General features: G+C 69.3%; 14 protein-coding genes and 1 pseudogene. 9 read left to right on the top strand and 6 right to left on the bottom strand.

Translation table 11 applies throughout. The features are described 5' to 3' along the window. On the bottom strand, positions 1–1,512 hold a 1,512-nt coding region (gene dnaA, locus NOD94_RS07650; RefSeq protein ID WP_281204973.1), incomplete at its 3' end, for a chromosomal replication initiator protein DnaA. A 358-nt stretch (positions 1,513–1,870) separates the two neighbouring features. Here dnaA and rpmH point away from each other — a divergent pair. From rpmH to NOD94_RS07605, 9 genes and pseudogenes are all read left to right on the top strand, one after another. Continuing rightward, positions 1,871–2,008 carry a 50S ribosomal protein L34 gene (rpmH, locus tag NOD94_RS07645; RefSeq protein ID WP_008741645.1) on the top strand — a complete coding sequence of 46 codons (138 nt, stop codon included), beginning with the start codon at positions 1,871–1,873 and terminating at the stop codon, positions 2,006–2,008. A 21-nt stretch (positions 2,009–2,029) separates the two neighbouring features. After that, positions 2,030–2,404, top strand: a complete 375-nt coding sequence (gene rnpA, locus NOD94_RS07640; protein WP_281204972.1) for a ribonuclease P protein component — start codon at positions 2,030–2,032, stop codon at positions 2,402–2,404. Beyond that, a pseudogene (gene yidD / locus NOD94_RS07635) lies at positions 2,401–2,655 on the top strand (membrane protein insertion efficiency factor YidD); the annotation flags it as partial. The gene rnpA and the pseudogene yidD, both read left to right, overlap by 4 nt. 30 nt (positions 2,656–2,685) lie before the next feature. Continuing rightward, the gene (gene yidC, locus NOD94_RS07630; protein WP_281204971.1) at positions 2,686–3,792 is read left to right on the top strand and encodes a membrane protein insertase YidC; all 1,107 of its coding nucleotides are present in this window, start codon (positions 2,686–2,688) and stop codon (positions 3,790–3,792) included. A gap of 15 nt (positions 3,793–3,807) precedes the next feature. Further along, positions 3,808–4,320: a R3H domain-containing nucleic acid-binding protein gene (locus NOD94_RS07625; RefSeq protein WP_281204970.1), complete on the top strand. Its 513-nt coding sequence runs from the start codon at positions 3,808–3,810 to the stop codon at positions 4,318–4,320. Between the two features lie 116 nt (positions 4,321–4,436). After that, positions 4,437–5,153 (top strand): 16S rRNA (guanine(527)-N(7))-methyltransferase RsmG, encoded by a 717-nt coding sequence (gene rsmG, locus NOD94_RS07620; protein WP_281204969.1) that lies wholly within the window; start codon positions 4,437–4,439, stop codon positions 5,151–5,153. A gap of 266 nt (positions 5,154–5,419) precedes the next feature. After that, positions 5,420–6,517: a ParA family protein gene (locus NOD94_RS07615; protein ID WP_281204968.1), complete on the top strand. Its 1,098-nt coding sequence runs from the start codon at positions 5,420–5,422 to the stop codon at positions 6,515–6,517. Next, positions 6,514–7,614, top strand: a complete 1,101-nt coding sequence (locus NOD94_RS07610) for a ParB/RepB/Spo0J family partition protein (RefSeq protein ID WP_281204967.1) — start codon at positions 6,514–6,516, stop codon at positions 7,612–7,614. The genes NOD94_RS07615 and NOD94_RS07610 overlap by 4 nt, the downstream gene beginning before the upstream one ends. Before the next feature lie 143 nt (positions 7,615–7,757). Further along, positions 7,758–8,375: a GNAT family N-acetyltransferase gene (locus NOD94_RS07605; RefSeq protein ID WP_281204966.1), complete on the top strand. Its 618-nt coding sequence runs from the start codon at positions 7,758–7,760 to the stop codon at positions 8,373–8,375. 129 nt (positions 8,376–8,504) lie between these two features. Here NOD94_RS07605 and trxA read toward each other — a convergent pair whose 3' ends face one another. The 5 genes from trxA to NOD94_RS07580 form a co-directional block, all read right to left on the bottom strand. After that, the gene (trxA, locus tag NOD94_RS07600) at positions 8,505–8,846 is read right to left on the bottom strand and encodes a thioredoxin (RefSeq protein WP_281204965.1); all 342 of its coding nucleotides are present in this window, start codon (positions 8,844–8,846) and stop codon (positions 8,505–8,507) included. 51 nt (positions 8,847–8,897) lie between these two features. Continuing rightward, complete coding sequence (gene trxB, locus NOD94_RS07595; protein ID WP_281204964.1) at positions 8,898–9,857, bottom strand: thioredoxin-disulfide reductase; 960 nt, start codon at positions 9,855–9,857, stop codon at positions 8,898–8,900. 123 nt (positions 9,858–9,980) lie between these two features. Beyond that, on the bottom strand, positions 9,981–11,030 hold the full coding sequence (locus NOD94_RS07590; RefSeq protein WP_281204963.1) for a hypothetical protein: 1,050 nt from the start codon (positions 11,028–11,030) through the stop codon (positions 9,981–9,983). Next, positions 11,027–11,722: an RNA polymerase sigma factor SigM gene (gene sigM / locus NOD94_RS07585; RefSeq protein WP_281204962.1), complete on the bottom strand. Its 696-nt coding sequence runs from the start codon at positions 11,720–11,722 to the stop codon at positions 11,027–11,029. The genes NOD94_RS07590 and sigM overlap by 4 nt, the downstream gene beginning before the upstream one ends. 24 nt (positions 11,723–11,746) lie before the next feature. Next, on the bottom strand, positions 11,747–13,474 hold the full coding sequence (locus NOD94_RS07580; RefSeq protein WP_281204961.1) for a protein kinase family protein: 1,728 nt from the start codon (positions 13,472–13,474) through the stop codon (positions 11,747–11,749). Between the last annotated feature and the right edge of the window lie 51 nt (positions 13,475–13,525).

The following is a 13,525-nucleotide window of genomic DNA, read 5'->3' as shown; positions in this document are numbered from 1 at the left end:
CGCCATGATGTCGGAGGCGGTGATCTCGGGCGCGCTGTCCTCGCCGCCCGGGATCAGGTTCTTCAGGACGTCCTCGGTGAGTCCGAGGTCGACCGGCTGCCGGTTGAGGCTGGCGAACGCCGTCACCCGGATCAGCGCCCCCTCCAGCTCGCGGATGTTGCGCGAGATGCGGGAGGCGATGAACTCCAGTACCTCCGGCGGGGCGTTGAGCTGCTCCTGGACGGCCTTCTTGCGCAGGATCGCGATGCGGGTCTCCAGCTCGGGTGGCTGGACGTCGGTGATCAGGCCCCACTCGAAGCGGTTGCGGAGCCGGTCCTCAAGGGTGACGAGCTGCTTGGGCGGCCGGTCCGAGGACAGCACGATCTGCTTGTTGGCGTTGTGCAGCGTGTTGAAGGTGTGGAAGAACTCCTCCTGCGTCGACTCCTTGCTCGCGAGGAACTGGATGTCGTCGACCAGCAGGATGTCCATCTCGCGGTAGCGCTTGCGGAAGGCGTCGCCCTTGCCGTCGCGGATGGAGTTGATGAACTCGTTGGTGAACTCCTCCGAGCTCACGTACCGCACCCGGGTGCCGGGGTAGAGGCTCCGCGCGTAGTGCCCGATGGCGTGCAGCAGGTGCGTCTTGCCGAGGCCCGACTCCCCGTAGATGAAGAGGGGGTTGTACGCCTTCGCCGGCGCCTCGGCGACGGCCACCGCGGCGGCGTGCGCGAAGCGGTTGGAGGCGCCGATGACGAAGGTGTCGAAGAGGTACTTCGGGTTCAGCCGGGCCGTCGGCTCCAGCGGCCCGGACGTGGAACCGCCGGACGGGGCCGGCGGCGGCGCGGGGCGGCCGGGGGCCGGGCGCGGCGAGGGCTGCTGGTACTGCTGGTTCTCGTACTTCTGCTGTTCGTAGGAGGACTGGTCCCCGTACTTGGACTGCTCGTAGGAGCCCTGGTCGTAGCCGCCGGGGTCGGGCTGCTGGAGGTAGCCCGGCTGCGGGGAGGCGTACGGGTCCCGCTCGGGGAAGCCGCCGAGCCGCTGCTGCTGCCAGCCGTAGTCGTCCTGCTGGCCGCCGCGGGGCCAGGCGCCGGGTTCGGGGCGCTGCTGCTGGTAGTCCGGATAGGCGGGGCGGGCGGTGGGGAGGTCGTCACCCGGGCCGGTGTGCCCGGTGTGCCCGGTGTGACCGCCGGGGCGCTGGCCGCCGTACGGTTCGTAGCCCTCGCGCTGCGCGGAGGGGGGCGGGGATGACGGCGCGGGTTCGCCCGCGGAGTCGTCGACGGTGATGGCGATGCGGATGGGCCGGCCGCACTCGCGGCTCAGCGCGTCGCTGATCAGCGGGGCGAGCCGGCCTTCGAGTACGCGCTTGCCCCACTCGTTGGGGACGGCGAGCAACGCGGTGTCGGCGACCAGGGCCAGCGGCTGGCATCGTTCGACCCACTGCTTGTCCTTGGGCTCGATGCCTTGCTGACCCTCGCCGAGCAGCTTCTCGAGCACGCGTGGCCACACTGCGGCAAGATCGGCGGGTACGTCAGCCACAGAGCACGCTCTCTCACAGGGGGTCCCGTCCCACGAAGGTGTGGTTCTTTGGGACGGTCGGGACAAAAAACAGGGATCAGGCAACGGTAGTCAGGCCGGTGGCCACGGTTCAAGTCGTTGTCCACAGCCTGTGCACAGTGTGCGGCAGACGAGCTCGGTTTGACCGGATGGCGTAGCCGCGCGTACCGTGACGAGGTCGAATTGTCGATGGCTGCTGCCGCCTGCCTACCGATGGGCGAAGGTCACTTTCGTGATCGTTTAGCGGTGTCCACTCGGGCGAACACGCGAGTTCCTCGTGGGCGCACGGTGACAGCCAGGCGATGTACCGCCATAACGATTCATTCTCTGGAGCCCCCGAGTGAGCAAGCGCACCTTCCAGCCGAACAACCGCCGTCGTGCCAAGACCCACGGCTTCCGTCTCCGGATGCGTACCCGTGCCGGTCGCGCGATCCTCGCGAACCGTCGTGGCAAGGGCCGCGCCGCCCTTTCCGCGTAACAACGCGCAGGTCGTGACGTCGTGCTGTCTCCCGAAAATCGGCTGAGGCGGCGTGAGGACTTCGCGAGCGCGGTGCGCCGAGGCCGGCGGGCAGGACGCCCGCTCCTCGTCGTCCACCTAAGAACAAGCGGTGCAACGGACCCGCACGCGCCGGGGGAGATCGATCCCTCGCCGCGTGCGGGTTTCGTCGTCAGCAAGGCCGTCGGCGTCGCGGTCGTCCGTAACCGGGTGAAGCGCCGCCTGCGCCATCTTGTCCGCGATCGGCTGGCACAGCTGCCCGCCGGTAGCCTGGTGGTAGTGCGGGCCTTGCCCGGATCGGGCGATGCCGGCCACGACGAGCTGGCCCGTGACCTGGACGCCGCCTTGGCGCGGCTGCTGGGAGGCGTGGCTCGATGAAGTACCCGCTGCTCGCTTTGATCAAGCTGTACCAGTGGACGATCAGTCCGCTGCTCGGGCCGGTGTGCCGCTACTACCCCTCGTGTTCGCACTACGGGTTCGCGGCCATCGACCGGCATGGTGCGGTGAAGGGGACGGTTCTAACCGCCTGGCGGATCCTGCGGTGCAATCCGTGGTCCCCGGGTGGTGTGGATCATGTCCCACCCCGGAAACGCCCGCGTTGGCACGAGCAGCTGCGCAGTGCGTTGCGTAGATCTCGCAATGCTCAAGGAGCCTGATTAGTGGACACGATTGCCAGTCTGTTCAGCTTTATCACCACACCCGTTTCGTGGATCATCGTCCAGTTCCACTCCCTGTACGGGGCGATCTTCGGTGCGGACAGTGGGTGGGCCTGGGGCCTGTCCATCGTGTCCCTGGTGATCCTTATCCGTATCTGTCTGATCCCGCTCTTCGTGAAGCAGATCAAGGCGACGCGGGGCATGCAGGCGCTCCAGCCGAAGATGAAGGCGATCCAGGAGCGCTACAAGAACGACAAGCAGCGTCAGTCCGAAGAGATGATGAAGCTGTACAAGGAGACGGGTACCAACCCGCTCTCCTCGTGCCTTCCCATCCTGGCGCAGTCCCCGTTCTTCTTCGCGCTGTACCACGTGCTCGCGAGCATCGCCAATGGCGAGACCATCGGCGTCATCAACCAGTCGCTGCTGGAGAGCGCCCGTCAGGCGCACATCTTCGGCGCCCCGCTGGCGGCGAAGTTCACGGACAGCGCCTCGAAGGTCGCCGAGCTGGACGCCTCGATCACCAACGTGCGGATCGTCACCGCCGTCATGATCGTCCTGATGTCGCTGTCGCAGTTCTACACCCAGCGCCAGCTGATGCAGAAGAACGTCGACCTCTCGGTCAAGACCCCCTTCATGCAGCAGCAGAAGATGCTGATGTACATCTTCCCCGTGATCTTCGCGGTCATGGGCATCAACTTCCCCGTCGGTGTCCTCGTCTACTGGCTGACCACGAACGTGTGGACCATGGGCCAGCAGATGTACGTGATCAACCAGAACCCGACGCCGGGCAGCAAGGCGCAGGACGAGTACCTGACCCGTCTGCTGAAGCGGGTCAGCGCCCACGGCACCGTCAAGGGCCGGAGCAAGAAGAAGATCGTCGCGGCGATCGTGGCCAAGGGCCCGGAGCGCAACGACAACGAGCGGAAGTTCATCACCGCGCTCACCAAGCAGGGCATGGCCGCCCAGGCGGACGGCTCCGTGATCACGAGTACTGAGGCCACCGCGGACGCGGATGCGGCGAGCGGCGGTGTCGCGACCAAGCGGCAGCAGCCGAAGCGGCAGACGAAGGCGAAGCGTCAGACGCCCCCCAGCAAGCCCTCCAAGAAGTAAGAAGGAGTCCCTCCCGTGACGGAAGGCACCACCACGGCCGCCGCTGAGAGTGGCGACACCCTGACCCGCCTTGAGCAGGAGGGTGAGATCGCGGCCGACTACCTTGAGGGTCTGCTGGACATCGCCGACCTGGACGGCGACATCGACATGGACGTCGAGGCCGACCGGGCCGCCGTCTCCATCGTCAGTGACTCCTCCAGCCGCGAGCTGCAGAAGCTCGTGGGCCGCGATGGCGAGGTCCTGGAGGCCCTGCAGGAGCTGACGCGGCTGGCCGTGCACCGGGAGACCGGGGACCGCAGCCGGCTGATGCTGGACATCGCCGGCTTCCGGGCGAAGAAGCGCGAGGAGCTCACGGCCCTGGGTGCCCAGGCCGCGGCGGACGTGAGGGGATCGGGCGAGCCGCTGAAGCTGGCTCCGATGACCCCGTTCGAGCGAAAGGTCGTCCACGACGCCGTGGCGGCCGCCGGTCTGAAGAGCGAGTCCGAGGGCGAGGAGCCGCAGCGCTTCGTCGTTGTGCTCCCGGCCTGACCGGAAGATCATGTGGTCGGCCCCGTCTGTGTCGCAGGCGGGGCCGATGTTTGTAAGCCTGACAGTTGAACGGCACGGTTTTGGCGTGAGCGGTTCTGTACGGAAGGACGGTCCCCGTGACGGAGGCAGTTGAGCTTCCCCCGGCGCCTGAAGAGGCGCGCGCGGTGTTCGGTGAATTTTTCCCGGAAGCTGTGCGGTATGCGGAGCTGCTGGCGGACGCGGGTGTCCAGCGCGGTCTGATCGGCCCGCGCGAGGTGCCCCGGCTGTGGGAGCGGCACCTGCTGAACTGCGCGGTCCTGTCGGAGGTGGTGCCCGAGGGCGTCACCGTCTGCGACGTGGGCTCGGGCGCGGGTCTGCCCGGCATCCCCCTCGCCCTGGTCCGCCGGGACCTCAAGATCACTCTGCTGGAGCCCCTGCTCCGCCGCACGAACTTCCTTCAGGAAGCCGTGGAGCTGCTGGGGCTGGACCACGTCACGGTGGTGCGCGGGCGGGCCGAGGAGATGCTCGGCAAGGTCCAGCCGGTGCACGTGGTGACGGCCCGCGCGGTGGCGCCCCTGGACCGCCTGGCGGGCTGGGGCGTACCGCTGCTGCGGCCGTACGGCGAGATGCTGGCGCTCAAGGGCGACACCGCGGACGAGGAGCTGGTGGCCGCCAAGGTCGCGTTGGCCAAGCTCGGTGTGGTGAAGACCTCGGTGCTCCAGGTCGGCGAGGGCATCGTGGATCCCATGACCACGGTCGTCCGGGTCGAGGTCGGAGAGAGCCCCGGCGGGGTGAGGTTTGCGGCCAAGCGGGCTAAGGCGGCGCGGACGAGCAGGACGCGCCGGCGTCGCTGAACCTCGCCGCGCGAGCGGACGAGGCCCGGTAATTCTGGCGTGTTGGGCCCTATACGTGCGCATTTCGGAGTGTCGTGGCGGCCTGAAGACCCCGTCCGGGCATCGTGTTTCACGTGAAACGTCGCTCTCTGCTGCACGGAATCATCAGCCGCGGCCGTGCGGCTGCCGCCCCCCGTTCCCGCAAGGAAGCGGGGGGTACGGAGTTGTCCACATCGGTGGATTCATCCACAGGAGTACGGGCCCCGCTGGTTCGCGACCCCGGTGACATGGCAGGCTCTGTTCATCGCGAGCCCGCTGCCGAGGAGAGTGACACCGTGCGGTCCGACGCCAACCTCGCGGGGCCGATGACCGATCCGGTCCCAGGTCCCCGCTCTGAATCGCCAGGCGATGTTTCACGTGAAACATCGCCACCGCCCCTCGTCGACAACGACGACATCAGCGAGGGCCCCGTCGGCCGTGCCGCCCAGGTGGCCATCGAGGCCCTGGGACGGTCCGGTGCCGCTCTGCCGAGGCCCGCTGACACCCGCATCATGGTGGTGGCCAACCAGAAGGGCGGCGTCGGCAAGACCACGACGACCGTGAACCTGGCCGCCTCGCTGGCCCTGCACGGCGCCCGGGTCCTCGTGATCGACCTCGACCCGCAGGGCAACGCGTCCACGGCGCTGGGCATCGACCACCACGCCGAGGTCCCGTCGATCTACGACGTCCTGGTGGACAGCCGTCCGCTGATGGAAGTCGTTCAGCCCGTGGTCGACGTGGAGGGGCTCTTCTGCGCCCCCGCCACGATCGACCTGGCCGGCGCGGAGATCGAGCTGGTGTCGTTGGTGGCCCGCGAGAGCCGACTCCAGCGGGCGATCCAGGCCTATGAGCAGCCGCTCGACTACATCCTGATCGACTGCCCGCCCTCCCTGGGCCTGCTGACCGTGAACGCCATGGTCGCCGGCGCGGAGGTGCTGATCCCGATCCAGTGCGAGTACTACGCGCTCGAAGGTCTCGGTCAGCTGCTGCGCAACGTCGACCTGGTGCGGTCGCACCTGAATCCGACGCTGCACGTGTCGACCATCCTGCTGACGATGTACGACGGCAGGACGCGACTGGCCTCGCAGGTGGCGGAGGAGGTGCGCACCCACTTCGGCAAGGAGGTGCTGCGCACGAGCATCCCGCGCTCGGTGCGCATCTCGGAGGCCCCGAGCTACGGCCAGACGGTGCTCACGTACGACCCGGGTTCCAGCGGCGCGCTCTCCTACCTGGAGGCGGCGCGGGAGATCGCGATGCGCGGTGCCGGAATTCATTACGACGCCCGGAACGCCCATGTGGGCGCGGGCACGAACAGCACGCAGAGTGTGGCGGAGGGGATCCAGTGAGTGAGCGACGTAGGGGGCTGGGGCGGGGGCTCGCGGCGCTGATCCCGGCTGCTCCGCAGGAGAAGACACCGGTCGGCACGGGTTCGACGTCACCGTCGGCGATGCCGGCGCTGACGTCGGAGCGGGGCATCGCAGCGGCGAAGCTGGCTTCGCTGTCGCAGGCGGCCGTTTCACGTGAAGCGCCGGGGCCGGAGCCGGTGGTGGAGCAGGTGGCGGAGAGTGCCGCCGAGCCCACTGAGCCGGATGCCGGTGCGGCGGCGGTGGCCATGTTCGCCGAGCTTCCCCTGGACACGATCAAGCCCAACCCGCGCCAGCCGCGCGAGGTGTTCGATGAGGACGCCTTGGCGGAGCTGGTGACCTCCATCCAGGAGGTGGGCCTTCTCCAACCGGTGGTCGTGCGGCAGTCCGGTCCCGGGGCCTATGAGCTGATCATGGGTGAGAGGCGTCTGCGGGCCTGCAAGGAGGCCGGGCTGGAGCGGATTCCCGCGATCGTCCGGGCGACGGAGGACGACAAGCTCCTGCTGGACGCCCTCCTGGAGAACCTGCACCGGGCGCAGTTGAACCCCTTGGAGGAGGCGGAGGCGTACGACCAGCTGCTCCAGGACTTCAAGTGCACCCACGACCAGCTGGCGGACCGGATCGGGCGCTCCCGCCCGCAGGTCTCGAACACGCTGCGCCTGCTGAAGCTGCCGCCCAAGGTGCGGCTCAAGGTGGCGGCGGGCGTGCTGTCGGCGGGACACGCGCGAGCGCTGCTGCCGGTGGAGGACGCCGAACAGCAGGAGGCGCTGGCGACCAGGATCGTGGAAGAGGGCCTCTCGGTGCGCACGGTCGAGGAGATCGTGTTCCTGATGGGTTCGGAGTCCTCCAGCCCGGCGAAGCCGAAGGGCCCGCGAGCCGGTGCCCGGGTGGCCCCGGCGCTGAGCGAACTGGCGACGCGGCTCTCGGACAGGTTCGAGACGCGGGTGAAGGTGGACCTGGGTCAGAAGAGGGGCAAGATCACCGTCGAGTTCGCGTCGATGGAGGACCTGGAGCGGATTCTGGGCACTTTGGCGCCGGGTGAGGGACGGGTACTGGAGCAGGGGCAGTCCGGGGAGTAGCTCGGATGGCCGAGGGCGGGCCGCGCCGGCGCAAGCCGGTGCGGCCCGCCTTTTTCAGCCCCTTTTCGGCAGAGTCATCTTTCCTCGGTCACCGGGAGCCGTCCGCGCTCGAAGGGTGAGGGGGCTGTGGATACGATGCCGTCATGGGTCGTCGGCTGGTACCGCTCACGCTGGACAACCTCCAGGACCTGCCCAAGCGTTGCCGGAACTGTGTGTTCTGGGAGCTGGATCCCGTCAGCGGTGAGGCCGCGGTGAAGGCGGGTACTTCGGAGGTCCAGAAGGAGGCCTGGATCTCCGCCGTCCTGCTGGACTGGGGTTCCTGCGGCCGGGTGGTCTACGTGGACGAGTTGCCGGTGGGCTTCGTCCTCTACGCCCCACCGGCCTACGTGCCCAGGGCGGCCTCGTTCCCGACCAGCCCGGTGTCCCCGGACGCGGTTCAGCTGATCACGGCATGGATCATGCCGGGCTATCAGGGGCAGGGCTTGGGCCGGGTGATGGTGCAGACGGTCGCCAAGGACCTTCTGCGCCGGGGCTTCAAGGCGATCGAGGCGTTCGGCGACGCGCGGTGGGAACGCCCGGCGTGTCTGCTCCCGGCCGATCACCTGCTCTCGGTGGGCTTCAAGACGGTCCGTCCGCACCCGGCCCACCCGAGGCTGCGCCTGGAACTGCGCACGACCTTGTCGTGGAAGGAAGACGTCGAGCTGGCCCTCGACCGCCTGCTCGGTGGGGCGCGCAAGGAACCGGCACTGCGTCCTTTGTGAGCGCGGTCCTTTGTGAGCGCGACCCGAACATGCGAAACGGGGCCGCCCCTTCAGGGCGGCCCCGTTTCACGTGAAACATCGGGGCGTCGGACGGTCGTGCCGTCGAACGGCCTCGGCCCGAGGGACTCGTCAGACGGTCTTGGCCTCGACGAAGTCCGAGAGGTCACGCAGGATGGCGGCCTTCGGCTTGGCGCCGACGATGGTCTTGGCGACCTCGCCACCCTGGTAGACGTTCAGGGTCGGGATGGACATGACGCCGTACTTCGCCGCCGTGGCCGGGTTCTGGTCGATGTTGAGCTTGACGATCTCGATCTGATCGCCGTACTCGGCGGCAATGGCCTCCAGCGAGGGCGCGATCTGGCGGCACGGACCGCACCACTCGGCCCAGAAGTCCACCAGCACGGGCTTTTCGCTGGCGAGGACGACGGTGTCGAAGTCGGCGTCGGTCACGTTCTTGAGGTTGCCGGCCACAGCGGGCTCCTTCTTCCTGCGGGGTGTGGGGTGTGGGGTTGGAACAGCGGGTCAGACTGCTGCGTGCGCGTGCTCGGTGTCCGACAGGGCGGCCAGGAAGCGCTCCGCGTCGAGGGCTGCGGAGCAGCCGGTGCCGGCCGCGGTGATCGCCTGACGGTAGGTGTGGTCCACCACGTCGCCCGCACCGAAGACACCGGTGAGGTTGGTGCGCGTGGAGGGCGCGTCCACCTTGAGGTAGCCCTCGTCGTCCAGGTCCAGCTGGCCGGTGAAGAGCTCGGTCCGCGGGTCGTGACCGACGGCGATGAAGAGGCCGGTCACGGGGAGCTCCGAGGTCTCACCGGTCTTGGTGTTGCGCAGGGTGAGACCGGAGAGCTTCTGCTCGCCGTGGATCTCCGCGACCTCGCTGTCCCAGGCGAACTTGATCTTCGGGTCGGCGAAGGCACGGTCCTGCATGGTCTTGGAGGCACGCAGGCTGTCGCGACGGTGGACGATGGTGACCGACTTGGCGAAGCGGGAGAGGAAGGTCGCCTCCTCCATCGCGGTGTCGCCGCCGCCGACCACGGCGATGTCCTGGTCCTTGAAGAAGAAGCCGTCGCAGGTGGCGCACCAGGAGACACCGCGCCCGGAGAGGGTGTCCTCGTTGGGCAGGCCGAGCTTGCGGTGCTGCGAACCGGTGGTGACGATGACGGCCTTGGCACGGTGCACCGTGCCGGCGGTGTCGGTGACCGTCTTGATCTCACCGGTGAGGTCCACGGAGACGATGTCGTCGGGAATGAGCTCGGCACCGAAACGCTCGGCCTGGTCGCGCATGTTGTCCATGAGGTCCGGACCCATGATGCCGTCCCGGAAGCCGGGGAAGTTCTCGACCTCGGTCGTGTTCATCAGCGCGCCACCGGCGGTGACGGCACCTTCGAAGACCAGGGGGTTGAGCGAAGCGCGTGCGGTGTACAGGGCGGCCGTGTAACCGGCCGGCCCGGAGCCGATGATGATCACGTTTCGTACGTCGCTCACGGGTTCTTTCCTCGTCTCTGCGGACTGCGTGTTGCCTACCGGGGGCCGGTGCGGACTCTCACCCCACCCAACGGATCCTACGGCGCGCGCATTCCCCGCTCGTCCAGGAGGAACCGGAACGGATCAGCCGCGGGGATAGGTGCGCGTGAGGAGTGGCGTTCCCGGGGCCTGCGCGGGGGTGTCCGCGCAGGTGGCCGGCACCACGTACGCGTCCACGAGCGCCGGGTCGCCGGGGTGCGGTAGTACGACGAGGAAGACGGCCTCGCCCTCGTAGGTTCCGCGATCGGCGGCGAGCGGAGCGTCGGCGCGGCCGGTGGACTGCTGCACGCAGGGCGGTACGGGGTTCGCCTGCGCGGCGCCCTGGCGATCGGATGGCGCCAGCCCGGGGGTGTTCTCGAGCCCCATCGTCTTGTTGGTCTTGTCCGGCGGGGACGGTACGGCGTCTCCGGTTTTCGCGGTCTCTCCGGTTTCCCCGGTGCTCCCGGTGGCGAGGAGCCGGCGGACACTGTCCTGGAGTCCCTGCGCGGTGTACCCCGCGCCGGGTGTACGGCCCGCGGTGGACGAGGCATCACTGCGAGCGGCGGTGGCGGGTTCGTCGGAAGTGCTTCCGGTCAGCCCGTTGACGAGGAAGACGGCGAGGGCGCAGGCGGCCGCCCCGGCCAGCCCCGTGAGGACGGCGATCCGCCGGCGGGCACGGCGGCGCCCGGGTCCGGTGGAGCCGGACGGGTGGCCGGAGGGTCGGGGCGCGGAGCGGCCGGAGCCCGCGGCCGGTGTTTCACGTGAAACGGCGGTCGGTGTCCCACCGCCCTGCGTTTCGGCGGCCGGTGTTTCACGTGAAACACCGGCATCGGCATCGAGATCGGCCCGGGCCCGCTCGCGAGGCGGAGCGGGGGCGGTGGAAGCCGTCCGGGATCCGGTCGAGTCGAGGAGGGCTTCGGCGGCCAGGGCCGCGTCGATCCGACCGGCGATGGCGGCGGGCATTCTCGGCGGCCCCGGAAGGGTGCCGAGCAGGTCGCGGATCTCCTGGAGCGAGGTCAGGACGTCCGCGCACAGGGAGCACTCCCCGAGATGGCGGCGCACCTCGGCGCCGCGCGACGGGGTGAGCAGTCCTTCGGTCAGGTCGGAGATCTCCGAGACCTCCGGGTGCCGGATCGTTCCGGTCGTGGGGCTCACGGTCGTCCACCTCCGCCCTTCACAGCGTCTGGGTCTGGGTCCCGGGGTTCTGCCGCTGGTGGGACGGGTGTCCCCGGCGTCCGGTTCCTTCCCCGCTCCGAGGTGCTGTTATCCACGGCATTCGTGCGCAGATGAGTGAGCATCGGGACGAGTTTCGCCCGGCCGCGCGCGCACCGGCTCTTCACGGTCCCGGTGGGGACGTCGAGGATCCGCGCGGCTTCGGCGACGGGGTACCCCTGCATGTCGACCAGGACGAGGGCGGCCCGCTGATCGGCCGGGAGGGTGCTGAGCGCGGCCAGCAGCTGCCGATGGAGGTCCTGACGCTCCGCGGGGGCCTCGGCGGACTCGTGGGGCTCCAGGAGCCGCTCCAGGCGGTCCGTGTCGTCAAGGGGGGAGGTCCTGCGGGAGGCGGCCTTGCGGGCCCGGTCGAGACAGGCGTTCACCGTGATGCGGTGCAGCCACGTGGTGACGGCCGACTCCCCCCGAAAGGTGTGGGCGGCACGGTAGGCGGAGACGAGGGCGTCCTGCACGGCGTCGGCGGCCTCCTCGCGGTCGCCGAGGGTGCGCAGGGCCACGGCCCACAGCCGGTCGCGGTGGCGACGTACGAGCTCACCGAAGGCGTCGGGGTCACCGGCGACGTGCAGCGCCAGGAGTTCCTGGTCGCTGTGGTCGCCGGTTGCGGCGTGGTCCAACGGTGAGCCCTCCCCTGCTGTCCGTCAGCCCGTGAACTTCACATCCGTGATGCCCTGCTTGAAGCCGGCGCTGCTGAAGTCGTCGACGGGAGCATGCGGCATGGCGGTGATCCACAGCAGTACGTAGCGCGACTTGACCGGCTTCTCGACGGTCAGGCGCACCTTCTGCTCGTCCGTCGTGGTGCCCGCGATCTTCTTCGTGTCCGAGACGGTCCGCTTCGGTTCCGGGTCCATGGAGTCGGCCGCGTACAGCGCCAGGGTGGTGTGCTTGCCCGCGAACCGCAGCGCTATCGACGCCTCGTTGATCTCTTGTTCGGCCCCGAGGTCGTAGACGATGCCGACGCCGCTCTTGATCGTCAGCTTCGGGCCCTCGAAGAAGCTCTTGGTCCGCCAGTACGTGGAGGTGTCCCCGTCGTACGTCTTGGAGACGCCGTCGCTGTTCTGCGCCGTTCCGTCGGGGTAGTACTCCGCGGCTCCCCTGATGGAGAGCGGTACGGGGTCCTTCTTCTCCGGCGCCTTGTCACCGCCCGGCTGCTGCTGTTCCTGGGTGCCGTTGTTGCCGTTGCCCTTGTTGCGGTGATCCAGCAGTCTGTCGGCGAGCTGCCAACTGCCCAGGCCGAGGGCGGCGATCAGCAGGGCGGCGACGCCCCACTTGAGGGCCCGACCGGTACGGCTCTGCAGCGGCGGCGGCGGAGTCGACGTGACCTGCACGGTGGGGCCGCCGGGCGGCAGGGGTCGGCCGTAACTGCCCTGCTGGTAGGTGGTGTGCTGGTACTCGGGGGGCGCGGTGAAGGCCGGCTCCGGCGGCCGGATGCGGGGCATCGCGGCGACGGCCTTGGACAGCTCTTCCGGTGTGGTGCAGGCGGGCTCCTGACGGGACGCGGTGGCCCCGTCGTTGGCCAGGGCGCGCATGGCGAGCTCGCCGAGGCCGCGGTGGACTCCGGCGCGGACCTGGTCGGGGGCGATCAGGCCGACACCCTTGGGCAGACCGGCGAGGCCGTAGGCGTCGGTCTCGTACGGCCAGCGCTGGGTGAGCGCGGAGTACAGCAGCGCGCCGATGGCTTCGGTGTCCGCGCGTTGCGGGGTCTCGCTGGTGATGCCGCGCAGCGCGGCGTTCACCGCGAGGCCGCGGATGCGGTACTGGCCCGTGGAGGTGCGCAGTATCGCGCTGGGCGTCAGCCGCAGGTGGGCCAGTCCCTCACGGTGGGCGGCGGTCATGGCCTGGGAGACCTGGCTGACGAGCTGGTAGGCCTCGTGGGGCTCCAGCGGTCCGGCGGCGAGGATCGCGGTGAGTTCGGTCGCGTCGGGCAGCCACTCGTGGACCACGTAGACGAGGTCGTTCTCCTCCACCGCGTCGAGGACCTGGACGAACCGGGGGTCGCCGAGCAGGGCGGAGGAGCGGGCGGCGGCCAGAACCGTGCGGGCCCGCGGGTGGTCGGCGGGCAGCAGGTGGACCCCGACCGCACGACGGAGCTTCTCGTCCATCGCGCGCCAACTGCTGAATCCGTCCAGACGGGTGACGCACTCCTCCAGGCGGTAGCGTCTGGCGAGCTTGTGGCCGCTGTGGAGTTCCGGCGCGGCCGCAGGGGCCGCGTTCGTGCGTTCGCCGTCCGTTTCGGGCATGGGTCCGTCCGCGGCTCGTCCGTTCTGGGTGTCCACCCCGTCGGCCGTGGCCTTGGCCGCTCCTGCGGCCAGCGGCTCATCGCCGCTGTTGTCGGCCACGTCGACGGCAGCCGTGCTACGTTCCGCCACCGTCGTCCCTGCCTCCCCATCCGTTGCGCGCTGTCGGCCAGTCTGCGAAGC

Source organism: Streptomyces sp. Isolate_45 (assembly GCF_024721315.2).
Taxonomy (GTDB): Bacteria; Actinomycetota; Actinomycetes; order Streptomycetales; family Streptomycetaceae; genus Streptomyces.
The sequence above is the reverse complement of the archived record's forward strand: the minus strand, read 5'-3'. Positions and strand labels throughout refer to the sequence as shown.